Annotated in this window: 16 protein-coding genes; 4 read left to right on the top strand and 12 right to left on the bottom strand. The window is 64.8% G+C overall.

The features are described from left to right. Positions 1-28 precede the first annotated feature (28 nt). The 6 genes from A3M1_RS0114470 to A3M1_RS0114445 all read right to left on the bottom strand — a co-directional run bounded on the left by A3M1_RS0114470 (position 29) and on the right by A3M1_RS0114445 (position 5,776). Complete coding sequence (locus A3M1_RS0114470; RefSeq protein ID WP_018389700.1) at positions 29-274, bottom strand: hypothetical protein; 246 nt, start codon at positions 272-274, stop codon at positions 29-31. Between the two features lie 33 nt (positions 275-307). Further along, positions 308-1,588 carry a TRAP transporter large permease gene (locus tag A3M1_RS0114465; protein WP_018389699.1) on the bottom strand — a complete coding sequence of 427 codons (1,281 nt, stop codon included), beginning with the start codon at positions 1,586-1,588 and terminating at the stop codon, positions 308-310. Further along, the gene (locus A3M1_RS0114460) at positions 1,585-2,175 is read right to left on the bottom strand and encodes a TRAP transporter small permease (RefSeq protein ID WP_018964078.1); all 591 of its coding nucleotides are present in this window, start codon (positions 2,173-2,175) and stop codon (positions 1,585-1,587) included. The genes A3M1_RS0114465 and A3M1_RS0114460 overlap by 4 nt, the downstream gene beginning before the upstream one ends. 76 nt (positions 2,176-2,251) lie before the next feature. Beyond that, positions 2,252-3,244 carry a TRAP transporter substrate-binding protein gene (locus A3M1_RS0114455; protein WP_018389697.1) on the bottom strand — a complete coding sequence of 331 codons (993 nt, stop codon included), beginning with the start codon at positions 3,242-3,244 and terminating at the stop codon, positions 2,252-2,254. A gap of 24 nt (positions 3,245-3,268) precedes the next feature. Next, positions 3,269-4,363: a mandelate racemase/muconate lactonizing enzyme family protein gene (locus A3M1_RS0114450; RefSeq protein ID WP_018389696.1), complete on the bottom strand. Its 1,095-nt coding sequence runs from the start codon at positions 4,361-4,363 to the stop codon at positions 3,269-3,271. 633 nt (positions 4,364-4,996) lie between these two features. Next, positions 4,997-5,776 (bottom strand): hypothetical protein, encoded by a 780-nt coding sequence (locus A3M1_RS0114445; RefSeq protein WP_018389695.1) that lies wholly within the window; start codon positions 5,774-5,776, stop codon positions 4,997-4,999. Positions 5,777-6,283: 507 nt separating this feature from the next. Between A3M1_RS0114445 and fumC the strand changes: the two genes are divergently transcribed. The 3 genes from fumC to A3M1_RS0114430 all read left to right on the top strand — a co-directional run bounded on the left by fumC (position 6,284) and on the right by A3M1_RS0114430 (position 10,718). After that, the gene (gene fumC, locus A3M1_RS0114440; protein ID WP_018389694.1) at positions 6,284-7,696 is read left to right on the top strand and encodes a class II fumarate hydratase; all 1,413 of its coding nucleotides are present in this window, start codon (positions 6,284-6,286) and stop codon (positions 7,694-7,696) included. A gap of 93 nt (positions 7,697-7,789) precedes the next feature. Next, positions 7,790-9,430: an NAD-dependent malic enzyme gene (locus tag A3M1_RS0114435; protein WP_018389693.1), complete on the top strand. Its 1,641-nt coding sequence runs from the start codon at positions 7,790-7,792 to the stop codon at positions 9,428-9,430. Between the two features lie 13 nt (positions 9,431-9,443). After that, positions 9,444-10,718, top strand: coding sequence for a threonine/serine exporter family protein (locus A3M1_RS0114430; protein WP_245261679.1), 1,275 nt, complete (start codon positions 9,444-9,446; stop codon positions 10,716-10,718). A 37-nt stretch (positions 10,719-10,755) separates the two neighbouring features. On the opposite strand, the gene A3M1_RS0114425 is transcribed toward A3M1_RS0114430, so the two are convergent. The 4 genes from A3M1_RS0114425 to bcsA all read right to left on the bottom strand — a co-directional run bounded on the left by A3M1_RS0114425 (position 10,756) and on the right by bcsA (position 18,774). Next, on the bottom strand, positions 10,756-12,864 hold the full coding sequence (locus tag A3M1_RS0114425) for a hypothetical protein (protein WP_018389691.1): 2,109 nt from the start codon (positions 12,862-12,864) through the stop codon (positions 10,756-10,758). Next, positions 12,852-13,832, bottom strand: coding sequence for a glycosyl hydrolase family 8 (locus A3M1_RS0114420; RefSeq protein WP_018389690.1), 981 nt, complete (start codon positions 13,830-13,832; stop codon positions 12,852-12,854). The genes A3M1_RS0114425 and A3M1_RS0114420 overlap by 13 nt, the downstream gene beginning before the upstream one ends. Positions 13,833-13,924: 92 nt before the next feature. Beyond that, entirely contained in the window at positions 13,925-16,582 is a 2,658-nt protein-coding gene (locus A3M1_RS0114415; protein WP_245261678.1) for a cellulose biosynthesis cyclic di-GMP-binding regulatory protein BcsB, read from the bottom strand. Continuing rightward, positions 16,579-18,774 (bottom strand): UDP-forming cellulose synthase catalytic subunit, encoded by a 2,196-nt coding sequence (gene bcsA / locus A3M1_RS0114410; RefSeq protein WP_026221323.1) that lies wholly within the window; start codon positions 18,772-18,774, stop codon positions 16,579-16,581. The genes A3M1_RS0114415 and bcsA overlap by 4 nt, the downstream gene beginning before the upstream one ends. A 335-nt stretch (positions 18,775-19,109) precedes the next feature. Between bcsA and bcsN the strand changes: the two genes are divergently transcribed. Next, positions 19,110-19,901 carry a cellulose biosynthesis protein BcsN gene (bcsN, locus tag A3M1_RS0114405; RefSeq protein WP_018389687.1) on the top strand — a complete coding sequence of 264 codons (792 nt, stop codon included), beginning with the start codon at positions 19,110-19,112 and terminating at the stop codon, positions 19,899-19,901. A gap of 25 nt (positions 19,902-19,926) precedes the next feature. Here bcsN and A3M1_RS0114400 read toward each other — a convergent pair whose 3' ends face one another. Next, positions 19,927-20,553: a hypothetical protein gene (locus tag A3M1_RS0114400; protein ID WP_018389686.1), complete on the bottom strand. Its 627-nt coding sequence runs from the start codon at positions 20,551-20,553 to the stop codon at positions 19,927-19,929. A 5-nt stretch (positions 20,554-20,558) separates the two neighbouring features. Next, a complete protein-coding gene (locus tag A3M1_RS0114395) occupies positions 20,559-21,839 on the bottom strand; it encodes a YadA-like family protein (RefSeq protein ID WP_245261677.1) in 1,281 nt (426 codons plus the stop codon). Positions 21,840-21,914 lie beyond the last annotated feature (75 nt).

Below are 21,914 nucleotides of genomic sequence, written 5' to 3'. Positions count from 1 at the left end.
TCCGGCCGGTGGCCCGGACGCCGCAGCGTCAGTTGACCAGCGGCCCGATGGCCAGAGCTTCGGTGATGAAGCAGAAGCCATCCGCTGCGATCGCCTCGGCGGCGGCGTCATGGCCGGCGAAGCGCTGGGCCGGCAGTCGGCGAAAATCCTCCCAATGGCCAGTGTCGTCGATGCGCGGCAGCACGGCGGCGCTTTCGACCGGGAGAATCGCCCAGATCTTCGAGCGGACATTGCCGCGCTTGACCCAGTTCATGATCGCCCATTCGTCTTTCAATCCGAGAACTCCTTCCATTGCGGCGTCGCCCGCTCAGTCATTCATATAGGCGGGCAGCCATGTCGAGAGCCCCGGCACCGCCATCAGCAGAAGCGTGAACGCCAGCGTGATGATGAAGAACGGCATGTTGGCCCGGAACACCTGCCACTGGTCGACCTTGGCGATCCGCGCGGTGATGATGAGCGACATCGCCACCGGGGGCGTGATTTGGCCGATGACCACGGCCATGATCATCAGTACGCCGAAATGGGTGAGGTCGATGCCATAGGCCAGCAGCGCCGGCATCAGCACAGGCACCAGCACGGGGATCAGCGGATCGATGAACATGCCGGCGATGACCGCGATGATCATCATCGCCAGCAGGCGCATGAACACGCTGTCGCCGATGGTGAGCATGTCGATGAGGCCGGTGAAGGCCTGCGGCACATGGGCGGCCGACAGCGCGCTGCCGAGCGCCACCGACAGCGCGACGATGCCCAGCAGTTCGCCGGTCATCTGAACCGCGGCCACCGTGGCGCGATAGAGGCCCTTGAAGTTAAGCGTGCGGTAAATCGCGCAGGACACGAAGGCGGCATAGAAGGCCCCGAACGCGCCGGCCTCCGAGGGGGTGAAAGCGCCGACCACCAGGCCACCGATGATCAGCCCGGGCATACCCAGTGCGAAGGCGGCGGCAAGGCCGGTCTTCCACACCTCGCGTAGTGAGAAGCGCCCATAGGTGGGATAGCCATGCCGCCGCGCCAGAAAGGCAATGGTGAGCATGAAGACGCCGCCGAGCAGCAGGCCGGGGATCAGCCCGGCGAGAAACAGCGCGCTGAGCGAGGTGCCAGTCACCGCGCTGTAGAGAATGGCCGGCGAGGACGGCGGGATCAGCGGCCCCACGCCCGAGGACGAGGCGCTGACGGCAGAGGCCAGCGCACCGGAATAGCCGTGGCGCTTCATCGCCGGAATGAGCACCGAGCCCGTGCCCGCAAGGTCGGCGGCCGACGAGCCGACCATGCCGCCGAAGAAGATGCTGGTCAGCACGTCGACCTGGGCGAGGCCGCCCTTGGTCCAGCCGATCAGCGAGCGGGCGAAATCGAACAGCCGCACGGCGATGCCGCCCGAATTCATCAGTGTGCCGGCATAGACAAACAACGGCAGGGCCAGCAGCGTGTAGCTGGACATGCCTGCCACCATGGTCTGCGGCAGCGACAGGCCCCATTGGCCGCTGAGATAGAGCAACAGCGCGACGGAGGTGAGCAGAGCCGCGATCATCGGCACGCCGAGCACCAGGAAACAGAGTAGAACGCCGATGGCGATGAGGGCGCCGGTCATCGTGCGGCCCCTTCCTCGGAGATCGGGGCCGCCTGCGGCGCCCGCAGGCCGCGCAGGAAATCCACCAGGAAGGCAAGGGCAAGCAGCACTGAGCCGATCACCATTGCCGAGACGAACCAGCCCTTCGGGATCTTCAGGTAGATGGTCTTGTCGCCGCCGAACAAGGCGAGATAATCCAGCGAGAAGAAGGCGAGATAGGCGAAGGAGGCCGCCGAAAGCAGATCGGCGAAGGCACCGATGATGCGCCGAAGCCTCTCCGGCAGGCGATTGGCGAAATGGGTGATGCGGATGATCTCGCGCCGGCGCACCGACAAGAACATGCCGATCATGGTGAGCCAGGGGACGAGCGCAATCACGATCTCATCCGCCCAGATGATGCCGAAGTTGAAGAGGTAGCGCAGCGAGCCATTGGTGAAGACAAGGATGGTGATGACCGCCAACGTCGCCGCCCCGAGAGCGCCGGCAATGCCGTTGATCCAGGCATCCGGGCCGCGTTCATTCTGGCCAAGCTCGACCTCGAATTCGGCCTCCTCCAACTGTCGGCGGAGGTCTTCGTTGGTCGGGGTGGGCGGGGCGGGCAAAGACATCGCTTCCGTTCCTGTAATGGGCGCCCGCCGGCGTGACACGCCGCCGGACACCACGTTTGCGCAGGGCGGGGTGCCGCTACTTGACGGCCTTCAGCAGGTCGGCCGCATAGCTGCCGCCGGCGATGGCGCCGATCTGCTCGTAGAGCGGCTGAGAGGCAGCGATGAACGAGGCGCGGTCGATCTCGATGATCTCGTTCTTGCCCGCCTGCTTGAGCTTGGCGAGGAGCTCCACATCCTTGACGGCGCCCAGTTCCCGGATCTCCTTGGCGGATTCCAGCGCGGCCGCCTTGAGCATGGCCTTCTGGTCGTCGGGCAGGGCCGCAAATTTGCGAGCGTTCATCACGAAGGTGACGGGCGTATAGACGTGGTTGGAAATCGAGATGTAGGGCTGAACCTCGTTGAGCGAGCGCTCGACGATGTCGTTCAGCGGGTTCTCCTGCCCGTCGATGGTCTTGTTCTGCAGGGCGAGGAAGACCTCGCCGAAATTCATGTTGACCGGCGTCGCGCCGAGCGTCTTGAAGGTCAGCATGCGGGTTTCACTGCCCGGAACGCGGATCTTCATGCCCTTGAAATCCGCCGGGGTCTTGATCGGCCGAACGCTGTTGGTGATCTGGCGGAAGCCGATCTCGCCGAAGGCCAGCACTTCAAGCCCGGCCTTCTCGCGCATGGAGGCGGCAAGCTCCTGCCCGAACGGACCGTCAAGCGCCTTGGCCACCGCCGCGCGATCGGCAAAGATGAACGGCATGTCGAACACCGCCCACACCGGATCGAGGGTGACAGCATCGGAACCGAGCGGCGTCATGTCGATCTGGCCGGTCCGCACCTGCTGCATGTGAACGACTTCGTCGCCGATGGTGGCATTGTCGAACAGCTCATAGGTGAACTGGTCGCCGAGCTTGGCCTTCATCTTGTCAGCGATCTTCTGCGCCATGACGGTATCGAAGCCGCCGGCCGGCGACGGGCTCGCGATCTTGAGGTGCAGCGGCTCGGCACTGGCGGGCACGGTGAAAAGGGCCGCGCCGAGAGCGAGGGCTCCGAGTACGGCACTGGATGTGAGGCGGCGTGTCATTACTCAGTCTCCTGCGTTGGCCCGTCAGGCGCTGACGAGCGTTTCCTTGAGGACATCCCGGTTGAGTGTGACGCCGAAGCCCGGGGCGGCCGGGATGGCGATCCGTCCGTTCACCGCCTTGGGCGGGTCGACAAACATCTGTTCCTCGACCTGTTCGGTGCCGAGGTGGATTTCCGCCAACGTGCCGTTTCGGAAGCCGGCGACATGATGCAGGCACCACACGCCACCGCCACCGGCGTCGGACAAAGGCTTGTTGTAGATCTGGGAGAGATGAGCGACCCGGCGGGTCTCGGTCATTCCGCCATTGTACATGCTGTTCGGCATGAAGATGTCGATCGAGTCATGCTCGATCCACTCGCGGAAGCGCAGCGAGTGCCCGTCCATCTGGCCGGCGGAGAGCGGAATGCTGGTGCGCTTGCGCATATTGCCAAGATCGCGCGCATCCACACGCTGCAATGGATCCTCGAACCAGGCGATGTTGTAGGGTTCGATCATCTTGGCGATGCGCAGCGCCTCCTCGGCCCGCAGGCTTTCATTGGCGTCCACCGCCAGCAGGATGTCCTCACCCACCGCCTCGCGCACGGCGGCGACACGGCGCGCATCCGCCACCAAGCCGCGGCCGGTGCCGACCAGCATCTTGAGGCGCGTATGCCCCTTGCCGATCAATATCCGCGCCATTTCGATGAGATGCTCGGTCTCGAAGGCGCCGAAGCCATAGGTGACATAGGCGTCGGCATAGTTCTTCGCGCCGCCGAGCATCTGGGCGACGGTGCGGTTGCTGGCCTTGCCGATCACGTCCCAGAGCGCGAGATCGATGCAGGACAGGCCCGCCAGATTGATCCCGGTCATCGCGCCACGCTCGGAAACCAGCGGCTGAAGCCGGGCGTGGATCTTCTCGAGATCGCGCGGGTCCATGCCGATAATGGCGGGGCCCAGATGTTTTTCGACGATGGCTGCCACGCCGTGCCAGAGAAAGCGGGATGCCATGCCGACTCCGACATGCCCCTCATCGGTCTCGATCTCGCAGATGATACGGTAATCATCCTCGATCGGCTTGTTGATCAGCGGCACCTCGTTCTTGAAACGATGCACGCTGACGCGAACCTCCTTGATCAGCAAAATCGGCTCTCCAGTGACTTACGGATCTTCAGCCTCGACAGGGGGGCCGAGCGGTCGGCCGCTCGAGCGAGCGTCGGCGGGGTCCACCTGTCCGACCACAGCGGTGAAAGGGCGCTGACGTAAGGAAGATCGACATCGACCCGCGGGCGACACATCGGGCGAAGGTCTAGTCGCGACAATGGCTCGCGAACGACAAGCATTCTCATCCGCCCAACAGCGATCTCAAGCATTAACGACACCCTTCATGTGTCGTTAATTTTGAAAGAAGCCGTCATTACGTCAAGTATAAATACTTATTTATGACACTTTATATAAAAATTTGTGCATGTGACTATTTTATAATCACGAAATTGTTGCAACTTAAAGCAAAAAGAAAGGCACAATAAGCCAATAAACAACGAAAACCCGAGCGTTAAAACGCTCAGGTATCAAATGAATGACATGTCTATACTTTAGTGATCGATTATTCAGTTAAAATCGCAGAACGTTTCCGGCGCTCGAATTGCCTGCTCGCGCCCCCTTCAAGGACCCGTCCTGTGAAGGTGCCGGTTCGCCGCCCATCAATAAAATATATTTATATTCTTCTTGGTATCGGATTTTCCAATGCAAAAGCCTACCCATCGGGCGCGTTCTTCAACGCGCCAGACGGCTGTCGAAAAGCTGGCCGTAGCCAGGGCGCGCGCCTTGGATGCCCGTGATTTCCAGGCAGTGCCAGAAGGACGCCTGAACCGCCGAAATCACCGGCTTGCCGAGTGCCGCCTCCAGCGCCGCTATCACGCCGACCGAGCGGAAATTGGTGCAGCTGATGAAGATCGCGGTGACATCGGGATGGTCGACGGAACACACGAGGTCATAGACCTTATCCAGCGGAACCTCCGCCAGGGCATGGTCCTCGTCGATGCCCAGATTGCCGTGCCGCAGCACCGGATGACCGTTCGAGCCGAGGAAGTTGATGGCGCGCTGGTGGATCGCGTCAACATAGGGCGTCGCCAGCGCCACAGGGCCGGCCTTCACCGCCGCCAGCGCCGCCAGCGATGCAGTGGACGCCGTCGTCACTTTCGGCCCGGGCGCCCACCCTTGCATCCGCGCGATCAGCGCCTTGTCATAGGCGGTGCCGTAGACGAAGGAGGCGCTGGTGCCGCCGAAGCACAGCGCGTCAATGGGCGCCGAGCCGACCAGGCGCGCGGACTGCTCCAGTTCCGGCGCCGTCATCATTGCGTCGATCCCTTCGAGCGTCACCTTGGGCAGGCGCAGCCGCGTGGTGTGCACGCAAAGGCCGGGCGCCGCCATCGCGGCCATCTCCGCATCCATCACCACGCTGGAGGCGATATAGATAAGGCCGATGCGCCCGAGAGTGGCGTAGCCGTCATAGGCGAAGGCAGGACTCGCTTCGGCTCCAGAAAGTCTCGTCATCGTGGTTCATCCGTCCTGCATGTGCTCGAAACATACAGAACTGTGTAACCGACGCGGATTTTGTTTGAAACTACAAATCCACCGCGAACTATTTCACCGATTTAGTATTATCATATCTTCTACATAGAAACGCCTTATGATCGAAGGTTTTTGACGGCGATCTCAATGCGCCCCGAAATGCTGCTATCTCGCGCGGAGAAAGCGGCGGAGTTCCGCGTTCGTATGCTTGCGGTCATCTGGCCGAGATCGCACACCGACGCCCGGCCGCTCAGCGTCAGCCTGGGTTGTGCGCCCGACGGTTGAAATCCCCGACACGTCGATAGCCAGGACGCGCAGAGCTCCCCAGGCCATTGGCGCTGGCCGTTCCGCACCGCCCCGTCCAGCATTGATCGGCGGCCTTGACAGGCGCGGATGAACCCCTAGAGCTTGGCTGGGAGGATCGGAGGTAGGATTTCCCTCCTCGCTCCCCTCTGATACGGCGTGGCGTGCGCCACCAAAAGGTTCCTCATGTCTGATTTCCGCCAAGAAACCGACAGCCTGGGCGAGGTCCAGGTCCCGGCCGATAAGCTCTGGGGCGCCCAGACGCAGCGCTCGCTGGAGCATTTCAGCATCGGCAAGGACCTGATGCCGCGCGAGATGATCACCGCCTACGCTCTGCTCAAGAAGGCGGCGGCGCGCGCCAATCATGCCGGCGGGCGGCTTCCCGACGAGGCGTTCAAGCTCATCGTCGACGTGTGCGACGAGATCCTGGCCGGCCAGCACCACGACATGTTCCCGCTGCATGTGTGGATGACCGGCAGCGGCACCCAGTTCAACATGAACGTCAACGAGGTGATTTCCAACCGATGCTGCCAGCTCGCCGGCACCCCGCTGGGCAGCAAGGCGCCGGTTCACCCGAACGACCATGTGAACATGTCGCAGTCGTCCAACGACTCGTTCCCCTCGGCCATGCACATCGCCGTCGGAGTGAATGCGACGCAGCGCCTGATCCCGGCCCTCAAGGCGCTTGAGGGCGCCATCACCGCCAAGGCGGAAGAATGGGCGGATATCGTCAAGATCGGCCGCACCCATATGCAGGACGCGACGCCGATCACGCTGGGCCAGGAATGGTCGGGCTATGCCGGCATGCTGGCCGATGACGTGGCCCGGCTTGAGGCCGCGCTTGGCGACGTCTACCGCCTCGCGCTCGGCGGCACGGCGGTGGGCACCGGCATTAACGCGGCGCCGGGCTTTGCCGAGGCGGTGGCAGCGGAAATTGCCACCCTCACCGGCCTGCCCTATGTGACGGCCCCCAACAAGTTCACCGTGCAGGGCGCCCATGACGCGCTGGTGCAGTTTTCCGGCACGCTGCGCACCGTGGCGGTCTCGCTCTACAAGATCGGCAATGATATCCGGCTGATGTCCTGCGGGCCCCGCGCCGGCTTTGCCGAGCTGATCATCCCCGAGAACGAGCCCGGTTCCTCGATCATGCCCGGCAAGGTCAACCCGACCCAGGCCGAGGCGCTGACGATGATCGCCGTGCAGATGATGGGCAATGATGTCAGCGTCGGCTTCGGCGGCGCCAGCGGCTATCTGGAGATGAACGTCTACAAGCCGCTGATGATCTTCAACATCATGCACTCCATCGCCATCGCCACCGACGGGTGCACCAATTTCCGCAGGTTCCTGGTCGAAGGAACCAAGCCGAACCTCAAGCGCATCCAGCAATATGTCGACCGCTCGCTGATGCTTGTCACGGCGTTGGCACCGGTGATCGGCTATGACCGCGCCTCGAAGATCGCCCATCACGCGATGGACAACGACCTTTCGCTCAAGGAGGCCGCGCTTGAGCTCGGCTTCGTGACCGAAGAGGAGTTCCTGCGGGTGGTCGATCCTGCGAAGATGGTGAAGCCCTACGTCGCCAAGGAACAGGACGGCTGACGGGTTTTCCGGATATCCCCGCCGGGGCCCGCGTGGCCCTGGCGTCGCCACACAGCTGAAAGCCTTCCAAGCGTCCTCCTGGAGAACCAAGCCATGTCGCAGTCCGGCACCCAGCCCGCCCCGAGCGGTCCGTCCTTGCTGCACGATCCCGTCTTCAATCGCGGCAGCGCATTCTCCAGCGAGGATCGGGTGCGGCTTGGACTTGAGGGCTTCCTGCCGCCGGTGGCCGATACGTTGGAGACACAGGTCGCCCGCATCCATCTGCAGCTGTCGATCCTCGACAATGACTTGCAGAAATATCTGCTGCTGAGCGACCTGCAGGCCCGCAACGAGACCCTGTACTATGCGGTGCTGATGTCCGATCCGGCGGTGTTCATGCCGCTGGTCTACACCCCGACGGTGGGTGAGGCGTGCCAGAAATACGACCATGTGCTGCGCGCGACCCGTGGCATGTACCTGCCCATCACCATGAAGGGCCGCCTGAAGGAGGTGCTGTCGCACTGGCCGCAGCGGGATGTCCGCTTTATCGTCGTGACCGATGGCGAGCGAATTCTCGGGCTCGGTGATCTCGGCGTCAACGGCATGGGCATTCCGGTCGGCAAGCTCGCGCTCTACTCCGTCTGCGCCGGCGTGCCGCCGGAGATGACGCTGCCGATCACCCTCGATGTCGGCACCAATAACGGCACGCTGCTCGACGACCCGCTCTATCTGGGCCTGCGCCAGAACCGCGTGCGCGGCGCCGAATACGATGCCTTCATCGCCGAATTCGTCGCAGCGGTGACAGAGCTTTTCCCGCTTTGCTGCCTGCAGTGGGAGGACTTCGCCAACATCAATGCCGTGCCGATCCTGGAGCGCTACCGCGACCAGATCTGCACCTATAATGACGACATCCAGGGCACGGCGGCTGTGGCAGTGGCGGGCATCTACGGGGCGCTGAAGCTCTCCGGCGAGAAGCTCACCGACCAGACCTTCCTGTTCCTCGGCGGCGGCTCGGCGGCGACCGGCATTGCCGAGCTGATCAGCCAAGCGATGGTGCTTGAAGGTGCGACCATCGAAGAAGCCCGCGCCCGCAACTGGCTGTTCGACGTGAATGGGCTGATGGTCAATTCGCGCACCGACATTGCCGGCTTCCAGAAGCCCTTCGCCCACGACCACGCGCCCATCTCCACCTTTGTCGAGGCGATCGAGGCGATCCGGCCGACGGGGATCGTCGGCGTCAGCACCGTGCCGAAGCTGTTCAACCAGGCGGTGATCGAGGCGATGGCCAAGATCAACGCCCGACCGATCATCTTCCCCTATTCCAACCCCACCTCGCGCTCGGAATGCACGGCGGAGGAGGCCTATAAATGGTCCAACGGGCAGGCGATTTTCGCCAGCGGCAGCCCGTTCCCGCCGGCGGAGTTCGGCGGCAAGCGCTTCGTGCCCGGCCAGGGCAACAACGTCTACATCTTCCCGGCCATGGGCATGGCCGTGCTCGCCACCCAGTCGAGCCGCGTTACGGAGGATATGTTCATCGTTGCCGCCAAGGCGGTGGCGGAGCAGGTGACGCCGGACGATCTGGCGCTGGGCCTCATCTACCCGCCGCAGCGCGATATCCGCAAAGCCTCGCTGCATGTGGCCGCGCGCATCGCCGAGCTGATCTTCGACAAGGGCCTCGCCCGGGTGCCGCGCCCCGCCGACATCGAGGCGCATATCAATGAGCTCGCCTATATCCCCCGCTATCCCGCCATCTGACATGGCCGCGTCAATGAGGGCGGCGGGTGACACCGTCGCCGTCGTCGCCGCTGTCGCCCGGCTGCTCTATAGCAACGGGCTGACCACCGAACGCCTGATCGTAACGGTGGAGCGGCTCGGCCGGGCCTTCGGCCTCACGGTTTCGGTGCTGCCCGCCTGGGGCGAGATCGTCTTGCGGATCGAGGGCAATGCCCTGCCGGGCGGTCCGGTTGTGGAGACGGTGGCCGCCGCGCCGACGGGCGTCGAAATGAACAAGGTGACGCAGACCTTGAACATCGTCGACGCGGTGGCGGCCGGGCGCATGGACGCCACGCAGGCGCTCGCGGCGCTGCGCGCCGTCGACCGGGTGGCGCCGGTGTCGCTGCTGCGGGCCGTCGTCATGAACGGCGCGGGCGCCAGCGCGCTGGCGATCATCTTCGGTGCCAGCGACCCCGCGACCCTTCTGCTTACCGCGCTTAGCGCCTGTGCCGGCGGCGCGCTGCGGCGCGGCCTCGCCCACATCGCGGCGAACATGCTGACGCAGCCGCTCTGCGCCGCCCTGCTGGCCGGCCTTGTCGCCGCGCTGACCTCGCGGCTGCTGCCGGATGCCGACCCCTACCTCATTGCGCTGTGCCCCTGCATGATCCTGGTGCCTGGCCCGCACCTGCTCAACGGCGCGCTCGATTTGGCGCGGCTTCGCATCGCGCTCGGCGTGGCGCGCTTCAGCTTTGCGGGTTTGATCATCCTGGTCATATGCACCGGCCTCATCGCGGGGCTGGCGCTTGGCCAGGAGAGCCTGCCGCCGCCGGGGCCGGTCGTTGCGGTGCCGCTGCTGTTCGACGTGCTCGCCGCCGGCGTCGCCGTGGCGGCCTATGGCACGTTCTTCTCGATGCCCTGGCGCACACTGGGGATCCCCATCGCCATCGGCATGCTGGCGCATGCGAGCCGCTGGCTGGCGCTGGCGGACGGAATGAGCGTGGCAGGCGGCGCCTTCATCGCCTGCTTCCTCGTGGGCGTCATCGTGACCCCGGTCGCCAACCGCCTTCATCTGCCCTTCGCCGCCGTCGCTTTCGCTTCAGTCGTCTCGTTGCTGCCCGGCGCCTTCCTCTTCCGGCTCGCAGCGGGCTTGGTGACGCTGATGAATGCCGGCGAGACGGCCTCTCCGACCCTTCTGGTGCCTCTCGTCGTCGATGCCACTACGGCGGCGGCGATCCTGCTGGCGATGGCCTTCGGCCTCATCCTGCCCAAGATGATGCTGGAACGCCTTTTCCCCGTGTGGTCCGGAGCGGCGCCGTCCGGACGCCGCTGAACGCCGGAACCGGCTCAGCGAGGCAGGCAGTAGCGGTTCAGCTGCGCCATTGGCGCGTGACGGCCATGATCGCGTTTATGCCGGCGCCGGCCTCCGCATAGCCGGCGGCGCGCAGGGCCTTGAAGATCCGCCCGGCGGATGCGAAGTCCCTGAGCTTGAAATAGCACCAGGCCCGGATCATCATCAGGTCCTGCTGCTCCGGCGCGAGGCGGTTGCGCTCATCGAGCGCCAGGATCGCCTCGACATAGCGAGCGTCGCGATAGGCGGCGATAGCGCGCTGAGTGAGAAGATCGACGCTCAGTTCCACCGCGCGGGCGGGCGGCTGGGCCGTCTCGATCGCCGCCACCTGCGCCTGGTTGGTCAGGCCCAGCCGCAGATAAGCCAGCGACTTGCCATAGGCCGCGTCTTCGGCCGTGCGGCCTGCGCCATTCCGAATGCCGACGTCGAATGCATTGATGGCCTCCCTCGGACGGTCGAGATCGAGCAGGCACCAGCCGCGCGCCACCGCGTCGTCGGCCGAGAGGCGGTCCGCGCGGAAAGCCGCGGCGCCAGCGCCTGAGCAGTCGGCGCGGCCACGTGCGGCCGACGGTGCCGACGCACGGCCCATGTCATGTGAGCCGACCCGGCCATTGGGCGCCGGATCGAGCGTTACGGGTGCGGCCGGGCGAACAGAAGTCGCCATTGCCTTCGGCCGGGCTATGGGCGTGGGTGCGGAGGCGGCCGGCAGCGGAGGCGGGCTGCTGACAGGCGCACGGCCCGCCAACTGGCGGCGGGTGGCCGGCGACACCAGCGCCAGGATACGCTCGGACTTCCGGGCCCAGGTGGCGGCGACGGCGTCGAGAGTCGCGTTGTCTTTCAGGCGCGCACTGGCAAGGGCGAGCCCAAAGGCGGACGCCTCGTCCTCCGGCGCCCATTGCACGGCGGTGCGGAACCAGGAGGCGGCGGTGCGGATCTGTCCGGTATTGTAGGCGTACCAGCCGAGCGCCTGCGCGCCGGTTGCGGATTTATCCTGCGACACAACCGGCGCGAAACGGGCCACGATCGACTGGTCGAGTCGGGGCGGCGGCGAGGCGGAGAGCAGGCCGGCCATGAGGTCGATATAGGCCATCCGGTTGTCGGCACCCGCGTCGCGCCACTGATAGGCGATCGGCTCGGCCTCCAACGCCCGCCCTGTCGCCTCCAGCGCCAGCACATAGCCCTCGGCGGCCGAGGCCCCGCCCTTGCGATCCAGCGCCAGCTTGAACCAGTCGAGCGCCTGCGCGGCATCCCCGCGCCGGAAGACATACCAACCGAGAACCAGCGCGTCGTCGGCCGCCGAACCATTGCGGGCCAACTGCTCCAAAGCGTCGATGTCTTCAGCGGAAACGTTGAGGGTCGCATCCTGCGCGGCGCGACCGACCAGCGTGCGCAGAAGATCGTCGCGCAGGCTGGCGAACTCGGGGGTACCGTCGGGCTTGGCACGCTGAAGAGCCAGCAGCGAATCCAGTTCGGGGCCGTCGAGCACCTGCATCGCCTTCTGCGCGGTGGCGAGACGCTCCTTGGGGTCGGGACAGGTGCTGAGAATATAGGCGTAGACGTCCTTGGCCCGCTCGGTCGCGTCGGTCCGAACAAAGGCCTCCGCCACCCGCCACAGAACATCCATGTTGGCGCAGACCAGCATGCCGGGCGTGTCGGTGGCGATGCGCAGAACAGAGGCCCATTGCTTGGCCTCGGCGGCATTGACCAGCCGGCGGGCGGCCTCGCCCTCATCCAGCCGGTTCAGCAGGTCCGCCGGCGGCTGCCAGCCGGACTCTGCCGCCTGACGCTGGGCGATGGCGGCGCGTATGTCGGAGAACTTGCCCTCGGCAAACAATTGCCACAGGCGGACCATGTCCGGATCCTGGTCGGGGGTCGGACTGAATAGGTCCTTGGGCGGCTGCCAATTGGGGTAAAGCGCCCGCAGTCGCGCCATTTCGGCTTCCAGCCGCTGGCTGTCGCCCTGGGCCGCGAAGAAACGCAGAGCCGACTCGTCGACCTTGGGCGTCGGGGCTGTGCCGGTGGGGGCGGAGGTGCCTTCAGAGGAGGAAGGAGAGGTAAACTGCTGGCCGATGGCCGGGACGGCAGCCGCCCCAATCAGGATCAGCAGGATTAACCTCAGCGAAGACATGTCGGATATTTCTCACCAACCAGCGAAAGGCTCAGGAGATAAAGGGTCGACGGATAATATTGGCTCGGTTGCAGGCGCCGCAGGTCGGCCGGAATGGCCGTGCCGTCGGTCGCACAGGCAAGCGTCGCCGCAAGCATCCGGTAACCGGGCTCCGGCAGCCGGGCCAAAGCCTTGCCGGTCGGAATATTTACGATCGCCGGCATCCCGCCATTCTGGACCATCCAGTTATTGAGAATGGCCTTTTGAACGTCGGTGTCGTTGATGCCAGCTCGCAGAAGGTAAAGAACTATCCTTAATGAATTGTAACCAAAGACCGGCTCGAAGCCCTGCGCCGGCTCCAGCGGCCCGTCTGCCGGGGCGGAGATCCAGTCGGGCGGCAGCCTTGCCGGGCCGAGACGGGAGAGAGACAACAATTCCCGACCGGAGGCGGCCAGCCCCTCCCAGTCGACCTCGGGCGCGAGCGGGGCGAGAACCGGAAAGGCCTCGAAAATCCAATAAGACAGATTGAGAACCGGCCCATCCGGTCGCTCGCCGACCGAAAAGCCGGTCGCGCCCGGCAGCAGCACAAGCCGCCCGCCCTCACGGCGGATCACCTGCTGGCCGAGCGCCTGGGCGATAAGGGTCGCGCTCCGCACATAGTCCGGCACGTTCCACGCCGGGCCTGCGAGGGCGAGCGCATAAGCGATCAGAATGTCGCCGTCGCTGGCGACATTGATGTCCGTGACATGCGGATCCGCATTCGGGTCCCAGCGCCAGGCGGCCAACCCGTCGTCGCGGATCAGCAGCTCGGTACGGGTGAAGGTCCAAATCCGCTCGAAGCTCGCCTTGTCACCTGCAAGAAAGGCCAGCAGCATGCCGTATCCCTGCCCCTCGGAATGGCTGATCCGACCATTGGCGTCGTCGATCACCCTGCCGCTCGGGTCGATGAAACGCGCGCTAAAGGCGGACCAGTCACTGGGCGAGATCATGCCAGGCTGGACCCTGGCACTGACCGGTGTGGCGACGAAAGCGGCCAGAAGCAGCAGCGCCGGAAGAAGGACTGCTGGACACGAGAAGCCGCCTAGCCTCCGCCTCTCGCCCGGCGCCGGAGCAGCAGGCTGGTGACGACGGCGAAGGCGATGCAGCATAGGACCAGAACCAGCGCGTAAGTGACAATGTTCAGCGACAGCCAATTTGCCGCGATGAGCCGCAGATTGGACGGCCCGAGCGCTTCGGTCACGACAAATCGCCTATCAGTGGGCATTCGAATGTCCATCTGTCCGGTCGCCGCAGCGAATGCGGCAGCCTGGCCAAAGACCTTCGCCCAGTACTCTGGCAGAGTGAAGTCGTCGATGGCGGCGTCGAGACTGTCAGCCGTATGGCCGGCGATAAGCGTCCATACCGCATCGCTGTTCGGCGCAAAACCCTGGGCCACGAGCACCGAGGTGTTCGGCGGCGGAGTGAATGGCTCCTCACCACTACCAGCCCCAGGAAGGGAGAGCGATATGCCGAAGGTATCTTTGAACCACCTTTGGAAATGCAGGAGTTTGGCGCTGACGACGCCTTCGCCGGCGACTTCATCACGCCAGCGGTCGTAGATATCTTCATTGCCGGAGCCCGAGCGCACCCGCACCGCTGTATCCAGCATGGGGAACTGCCCCGGCGATGAAATTAAACCGCCATCCCAAGTGGGCGCTGTCCCCTGCCCCTCGCTGTCGTTCGGGGCGTCGGCGAGCCAGCGGATCTTGCTCGCATCCACAACTTTGACCTGACGCAGAACATCGGGCGAGATGTGATTGATGTTGCCGATGAAGAGAACGGGACGGCTGGTGAGAGACGCGGGCGACGGGGCGATGTCGACCAAGGTCGTGCTCTCATGGGAAAGGGCGAGCCGAGCCATGACCGTCGCGGCCGCGGCGACGGTCGGGATGTCATGGCGCATGACCACCGCCACGGGCTCGGCCGATTGGAAATAAGGGAAACCCCGCCCGACAAACGCCGCGAGATTGGGACTTGTGCCGATCCTCGCGAAATCGTCCATGACGAACTGGCTGGTATCGAACACGACAAAACGCTGCTGACGCACCAGCGTGGCGCCGGGACCGCAGATCTTGTCGGCCTCGACATCCAGCGTCACCTCGATCCAGATCCGGTTGATACCGGCGCGGAAATGGGTCAGCGGAACCTTGATGACCTTGCGTTCCATCAGCCCGCCATGCGGCTCGGTGAGCATGTAGGCGGAAGCAAGCGAACCGTTGACGTAAACGGAAAGCTGGCTACCCGGACGCACGCTCGGCGCGTAGGCCGCGTCGAGCAGGATGCGCGCCTGACCATTTGCCGCGCCATAGAAATCGGCGGGCAGGCCAATGGTAAAACGCATCCGCAGGCGGCGACCGGAAAACTCCTGGGTCGTCACGCCGAGTTCCGAAAAGCGGACGCTGCCCGCGCCGGTGAAGAAAGGGGCGTCCGGCGCGAAGCGGCTGGAAATCGACACCTTGTTGTCATCGGAATGCCCGCTGCCCGAGGTCAGGCGGTCGATTGCCGCCTCGACGGCGCGCTCCGTTTCACCGCCCAGCAGCAGGACGGTGCCACCAGCCCGGCTGTCATTGACGAAACGCACCAGGGGTTGATTGGGCGCCATCGGCGGAGGAAACGACATCGCATTGCGCATATCCTCGGGCGAGCCGAGCAGGACATTCAGCGTACCCGGCGCCGGAGGGCCCGGGTCGGGACCGACGATCGAGACGATCGGATGGGAATAGCGCCCGCGCAGCGCCAGCGCCTGCGCAGCCAGCAGCATTTGAGCGCTGTGAAGGGGCTCGATCGGCCCGGCTTGGATGAAGCGGATGTGGGTCGAGCCCCGCGCATCGACGCCGACGGCGGGAAGATCGTCGACCATGGAGGGCGGTGAGACCGGCCCGCCCGCGAACGACACGCCGGTCAGCTCATTATCGAGCGCTATCCAGAGATCGTAGGTCGATTCGATGGAGCAGTCGGTGCGATGCACCGCCTGCATATCAAGGCGGATGAGATTTCCCCCGGCGCGCAGGACGCCAGCGGGGATCGTCGCCTTAACCTGTGTCGGTCCCTGAGGCGAGGCAATCGAAATTTCGGTCACATATTGGCCATTGATCGTGACGCGAAGCCTCGACAGTTCCGGCATGACGTAAATCGCGTTGACGTAGCCGATCAGCAGCGTGGCAGGACGCTCTACCTCCTGCTGGGTAAAATACGTGACCCAGCCGCGTGACACCGACTCGCCTTCAAGCCGGAGGTACGGAACAGGAACGATGAAGCGGTCGGGCGTGATCGGCCCCGTCACGTCGGTCTTGGCCGGCGCGGGCGCGATCGGCTGACCCGGCAGCATCTGGAACGGCGCCACATAGCCCGGAGCCGCAGCGCCCGGCTGTGGCGCGGCATCGAGCGCGCTGCCCGGCCCAGTCAAGGAACCGGGCGCCGTCATGGTGAAGGGCGCCCCCGTCGGCGCCGTCGTGGCCGGAACGGACGTGGCATCCCCGGGCCACTTCATCCTACCCTGCATTTCGAAGGCGGGAGAGGGGCTATCGCCCGCGCCGGTGCCGTGCTTCCCACTTTCAAAGGCAGGTGACACCACCGCACCGACTGGCGCCGTGCTTCCTTCGCCGATGTTGAAAGCCGGCTGCGCCGTGGCGGCGCAGGTCACGAGAAGCAGCCCAGCAAGGAGGGCGCCGCCCGGCAAAGAGTACAAGAGAGTCTTCATCGGCCATGCGCCCCCGCGAAAAGGCGGGGCGCAAAGCGGCGGGTCAGCCTTTCCAGCTGCGTGACGTAGGCGAGGCCGCGCAGGGTCTGGAAGCCCGCCATCATCACGAACATCACCGTGCCGCGCAACACGCCAGGATTCTTCCGCCTCCCCGCCTGGAATTTCTTCCACTCGTCCGCATTGGCGAAAATGAGATCGGCGATCAGTTGATAGTGAGCGGCGGTCTTGGCGTTGAACTGGGTCCCCAGCACCACCACGCCCTCGTCGAGTGCGACATTGCGCACGAGCACCGGCAGCGTATCGCTTATGCACTCATCCGGCGGCGTCACCCGAACCACGGCATGCATGCCCACGCGCGCCTTCGCCTCGGGCGGCAATTCGGTGCGAACTCGCACGCCGCCCATGGAGACGTCGTCTATGATGGCCGGCACCTCGACGCCGTCGATCAGCAGGCTGCAGCGCCGGGTAATGGCCATGCGCTGGCTGTGCCGCTTGGCCGCCTTTTCCGACACCACGCCGAGGGCGCAGCCGGAGATGATCAGGTTGAGCAGGTTCCACATGCCGACGACGATGGTGATGTCGGCCGCATAGGGTTCCGTCGCAATCCGCCAGAAGGTCACGAACACCGCGACGATCTGGATCACAAAGATGACGAAGAACGGAATCCCTATTTCCGAAATGCGGTTCTCATCAATGGTCTCGCCTTTCGACGTCACCTTGAAGGTCGGCTTTTTCGGATTGATCATGACCGATAGAAGTGCAGGAAGCAGATAGACGGTCTGTATGTACTCATAAAGCTCTGAAAACCACGGCCAGCGATATTTTCCGTAGAGATAACTCTGGATAAAGAGATTTGTGAGGAGGTAGACAGCCGTATAGGCAACGAACTCCGCACCGGAACCGTTGAATATTTCCAGCGAGAAAAACAGGTAGAAGAACGGCGCGACAAGGAAGATGGCGCGCGAAATCGGAAAGAACCAGAAGAGAATGCTGGACATGTAGCAGATGCGCTGCGCGATGGTCAGGCCCGAGCGGAACAGCGGGAAATGAAAGCGCAGGATCTGGTACATGCCCTGCGCCCAGCGCGAGCGCTGACCGATGAAGCTGGCGAAGGTCTCCGGCTGCAGCCCGGCGATGAGCGGGGTGTCGACATAGACGCTGTGCCAGCCGCGCGCATGCAGGGTGAGCGCCGTTTCGCAATCCTCGGTGATGGAGGAATGGGCGAAGCCGTTGGTCTCCTGCAATGCCTTCCGGCGCAGCACCGCCGCCGAGCCACAGAAGAAGGCGCCGCCCCAGCGGTCAAGCCCGCGCTGGATGACGCCGTAGAACATCTCGTTCTCCGACGGCATGCGACGCCAGGTGTCGAGGCTGCGCTCGACTGGATCGGGATTGATGAAGAAATGCGGCGTCTGGACGAGGAACAGGCGCGGATCCTCATTGAAATAACCGATGGTCTCTCGGAGGAAGGGACGCGCCGGCGCATGGTCCGCATCGAAGACGACAATGAGTTCGCCGCTCGAATGCGTGAGGCCATGGTTGAGATTTCCAGCCTTGGCGTGCTCGTTGCGAGGGCGGGTGAGATAGTTCACCCCCAGTTCACGGCACAGCTCGGTCAGGGTCTCCCGCCGCATCTGGGCCTCGCGGGCCGCTGCCAGGTCATGCTGTTCGCATTTCTGATCGGTGCCGCCATCATCGAGCAGCCACACGGTGAACCGATCGCGGGGATAATCGATCGCCGAGGCGGCGGCCAACGTGGTGGCGAGAAGGCCGGCATCCTCATTATAGCTCGGCACAAAGATGTCGACCGTCGGCTCGCTGCCGGGCGCGATCGCCGGCGCGATGCGCGGCGGCTGCGGCGACGAGACGACGAAAAGGCTGAGCGCCATCAGGGCGACGCTGTACATTTCCGCGCTGTAGAGCAGCACGGCGGGAATGAAATTGGCCAGATCCTCCATCGGCGGGAGGGTAGACGTCGTTCGCCAATACACGTATCTTAATACCATCGAGACACCCAGAGCCAGCGCAACCATGCGCGGAACCCCTTCGGGCGCAAACATTTTCAAAAAGACAATTAGTAGAATCACAATACAGCCGGTAACAAGCTGCGCCTGCAAATTAACCGGCAAGGTGATGATGAACGCCACCATAGCGATCAACATTACCCAAATACCAGTAAGCCACTTCCTATTCATGATCTTGGCCGGTCTCCACAGTCGCCTTGGCGGCGGCTCTTACGTGACACTGGGAATAGCCGCAAGTCGCCGGGCGAACTGAGACTTCACAAGACCATCACTTCGTCCGATATCTTGTTCGATCTTTGACCGTTTCTGTGGCGGCCCCAGAGCGCTAGATTGCTAAAATGCGTGATTCGTTTTGCGAGACCGACAAGCTGGCCATGACCCGCCCCACCCCAAGCGCGGACAACGCCGCCGTGCATCGCGCGAGAGCACGCGCCACTCAGCCAAGCACGCGAGGCTTTCGCCGGCGTGTGCTCGCCATGGGTTGCGTCTTGGTGGTGGGAGGCTGCGTGACGGCGCGCGGCGGGCCGCCGGTCGTCGCCACCATGGCGATCGAGGTGCCTGCGGTTGAGGCTCTGGTTCTCCCTGAGCCAGGCGGCCCGCGGGTCATCGGCGTCATCGAAACCCGCTTTGCCAACGCATTGCAGCAAGAGGTGATGCTCGCTACGGAAGCGGCGACACCGGGCCAGAACGCCTTTGATGTCACCTTTTTCGGCCCGGTGGAGGGCCGCACCGGCCCCGAGAACCTCAAGAGCGATACCTTCCTCACTGACGAGGCGATCTCGGAGGAAATGGAACAAGCGCTGCCGGGCCTCGGCATGAGCCCCTCAACCTATTTCGTCCAGAACCGCTATGGGCCGTTCGGCTACGCGCTTGGCCGTGGGCAGGGGCGCGACCTGTGCATGTATGCCTGGCAGCGGATCCAGGGGCAGGATCGGGTCAATGTCCTGACGGGGGATCGCGGCGTGCTCTCGGTGCGACTGCGCTTCTGCCAGAGCGGGGCGAGCGAGGCCTCGCTCCTGCGGATCATGTACCGCTACACCATCAATGGTTATTTCCTGCCGCGCAGCTGGCAACCCTATGGTCGGCCACTGCCGGCCTCGCCGGAGCTTGGCCGGATCGGCGGACCAATCATCTATCCCGCCGAGACCTTCGGCACGAGCGGGGCCAGCGCCCCGCCGCCCGCGCCGGCGCGCACGCTGGAGAGCGCGCCTCGCTCCGTGTCGCCACCTTCCGAAGGGGCGCCCACTGTGCCCAGCGCACCGCTGGAGGGGTATCCGACCGTCCCGGCGCCGCTATAGTCGCTACCTATCGCTCGCGCCTGCGTTAGCCGCGCGGGCGGTCGCCGGGGGGAAGCGGAATGCCGAGGCTCGCTGCGGAGGGCAAATCCGGCAGGCGGAATGTCGTGGGCGCACCTGTCGCATTCGCCTGGACAGGCGCTGCCTGCTCCGGTTGAGCCGGCGTGTTCACCGCGCGGGCGATAGATCCTGTGGCCTCCGGCTCAAGCGGTTCGGCGGTGATGGCACCGAGACGCCAATGCCCCTCTACCGGCAGAAAGGCGACATCGAAACCGATCCTCAGAGGCGCCGTGGGGAAATAGCCACGTAGACGCAAGGCGCCGTCCGGTCCGATGTCCGGCGCGGCCGAGAGCTTGGCGTCGAGCAGGACCACGGCGGCGAAGTCGAGCCGGCCCTCGCGCCATTTGCGAAAGCGATCGGCGAGTGCGGCACTCGAATTGGCATCGCGGAAGGTGGGGGCGGCAAGGTCACGCAGCACCGAATAATTGCCGGTGATATTGGCCTGGTTGAGCGCCATCAGCGTGCCGCGCAACAGGGCCAGCAGTACCGCCGGCGGGGGAACCGCATCGGCAGGCTTTTCCTGCGCACGGGCGACAGCCGGCACGAGCATCGCCAAAATGAGCACGAGAGCCGAGAGGTGGACGCGGCGCTGCATCGGCCCTACCAGGCAAACAGCACGCCGGCCTTGCCGCCGACGGTGCCTTCGTTGAGCCCAATGCCGATGCTGCCGGTGACGAAGAAGGAATCCTCATGAATCCGCGCGATGCTGGACAGGGCGAGCGCGTTCTGGCCGCCGAACGTTCCCCATTGCGCACTCAGCGCCATGTTTTTGCCGCTCGGCAGAGGCGGCGTGTCCATCGCCATCGCCATCGCGACGCCCTCGCTGACGCGGCCGATCTCGGCCATTACCGGGCGCAGGTCGAACAGTTCCGCCGTACTGGCGCTGGCAAGGTTGCCGGCGGCGTCGGTGGTGACGATCTGCACCGCCCCACTCTGCGCGGCGCGGCTGGCGCCGGAGGTCAGGCCGGACATGGTGTAGGTGGAACTGGCGGTTCCCAGCGCGACCTGGTTGGTCCGACTGGTAGTCGCCCCCGCGCCGATCGCCGTCGAGCCCTCATAGGCGGCGATGGCGCCATAGCCGAGGGCGCTGGACTGGGCAGCGGAGGCATTGGCGTTCTGCCCGAGCGCCGCGGCGCCCGCCCCGGCCGCCACGGCGTTATGGCCGAGAGCGGTAGCGCCCGTGCCATTGGCCGTCGCGCCGAAGCCTAGAGCCGTGGCGTTATCCGTATTGGCGACGGCGCCTTGCCCGAGCGCGGTTGAGCCGGCGCCGTTGGCAGTGGCGCCAGTGCCGAGAGCGGTAGCGTTTGCCGCATTCGCGACGGCCCCCTGGCCAATGGCAGTGGCCGCAGAAGCGTTAGCCCGCGCACCCTGCCCCACGGCTGTGGCGTTGAGGCCATTGGCGAGCGCGTCCTGGCCGATGGCGGATGAAGCGACGCCGTTAGCGCTCGCGCCACTGCCGTAGGCCGAGGAGAAGGCGGCATTGGCGACAGCGCTCTGACCGGTTGCGGTCGCTTCCTCGCCATTGGCCGTGGCGCTCCAGCCGATGGCGGTGGAGGAAACCCCATTGGCAACGGCGAGCTGGCCAAAGGCGCTAGTATTGTCGGAGAACGCGCGTGAACCCTGTCCGACGGCGGTGGTGCCGGACTGGGTCGCCTGCGCGTCATCGCCGATGGCGGTGGAATCTGCACCGCTCGCCACGCCGCCGCATTGCAGAGCCGTGGCCGTGAGCTGGCAACTGATATCGTCCGCGGCAGCCGGCAGGGCCGGAAGGCCTGCCCACAGGGCAAGCATCACCGATCCGCATCTCGTGAAAAGGCGCCGTCGCATCAACAAGTCTCGAATCTGCCCTGCGGCGCACCGGGCGCGCACCTCAGGCAGCATCGGGGTAGCATGGTTAACGCTGCGTTAACTTGTCGCGAAGCTCCACACCAGACCGGATCGCGGCCGGAGCGACAT

The sequence above is a fragment of the Ancylobacter sp. FA202 genome (assembly GCF_000380205.1).
Taxonomy (GTDB): domain Bacteria; phylum Pseudomonadota; class Alphaproteobacteria; order Rhizobiales; family Xanthobacteraceae; genus Ancylobacter.
Note: the sequence above shows the minus strand (reverse complement) of the source record. Positions and strands in the feature narration are given on the sequence as shown.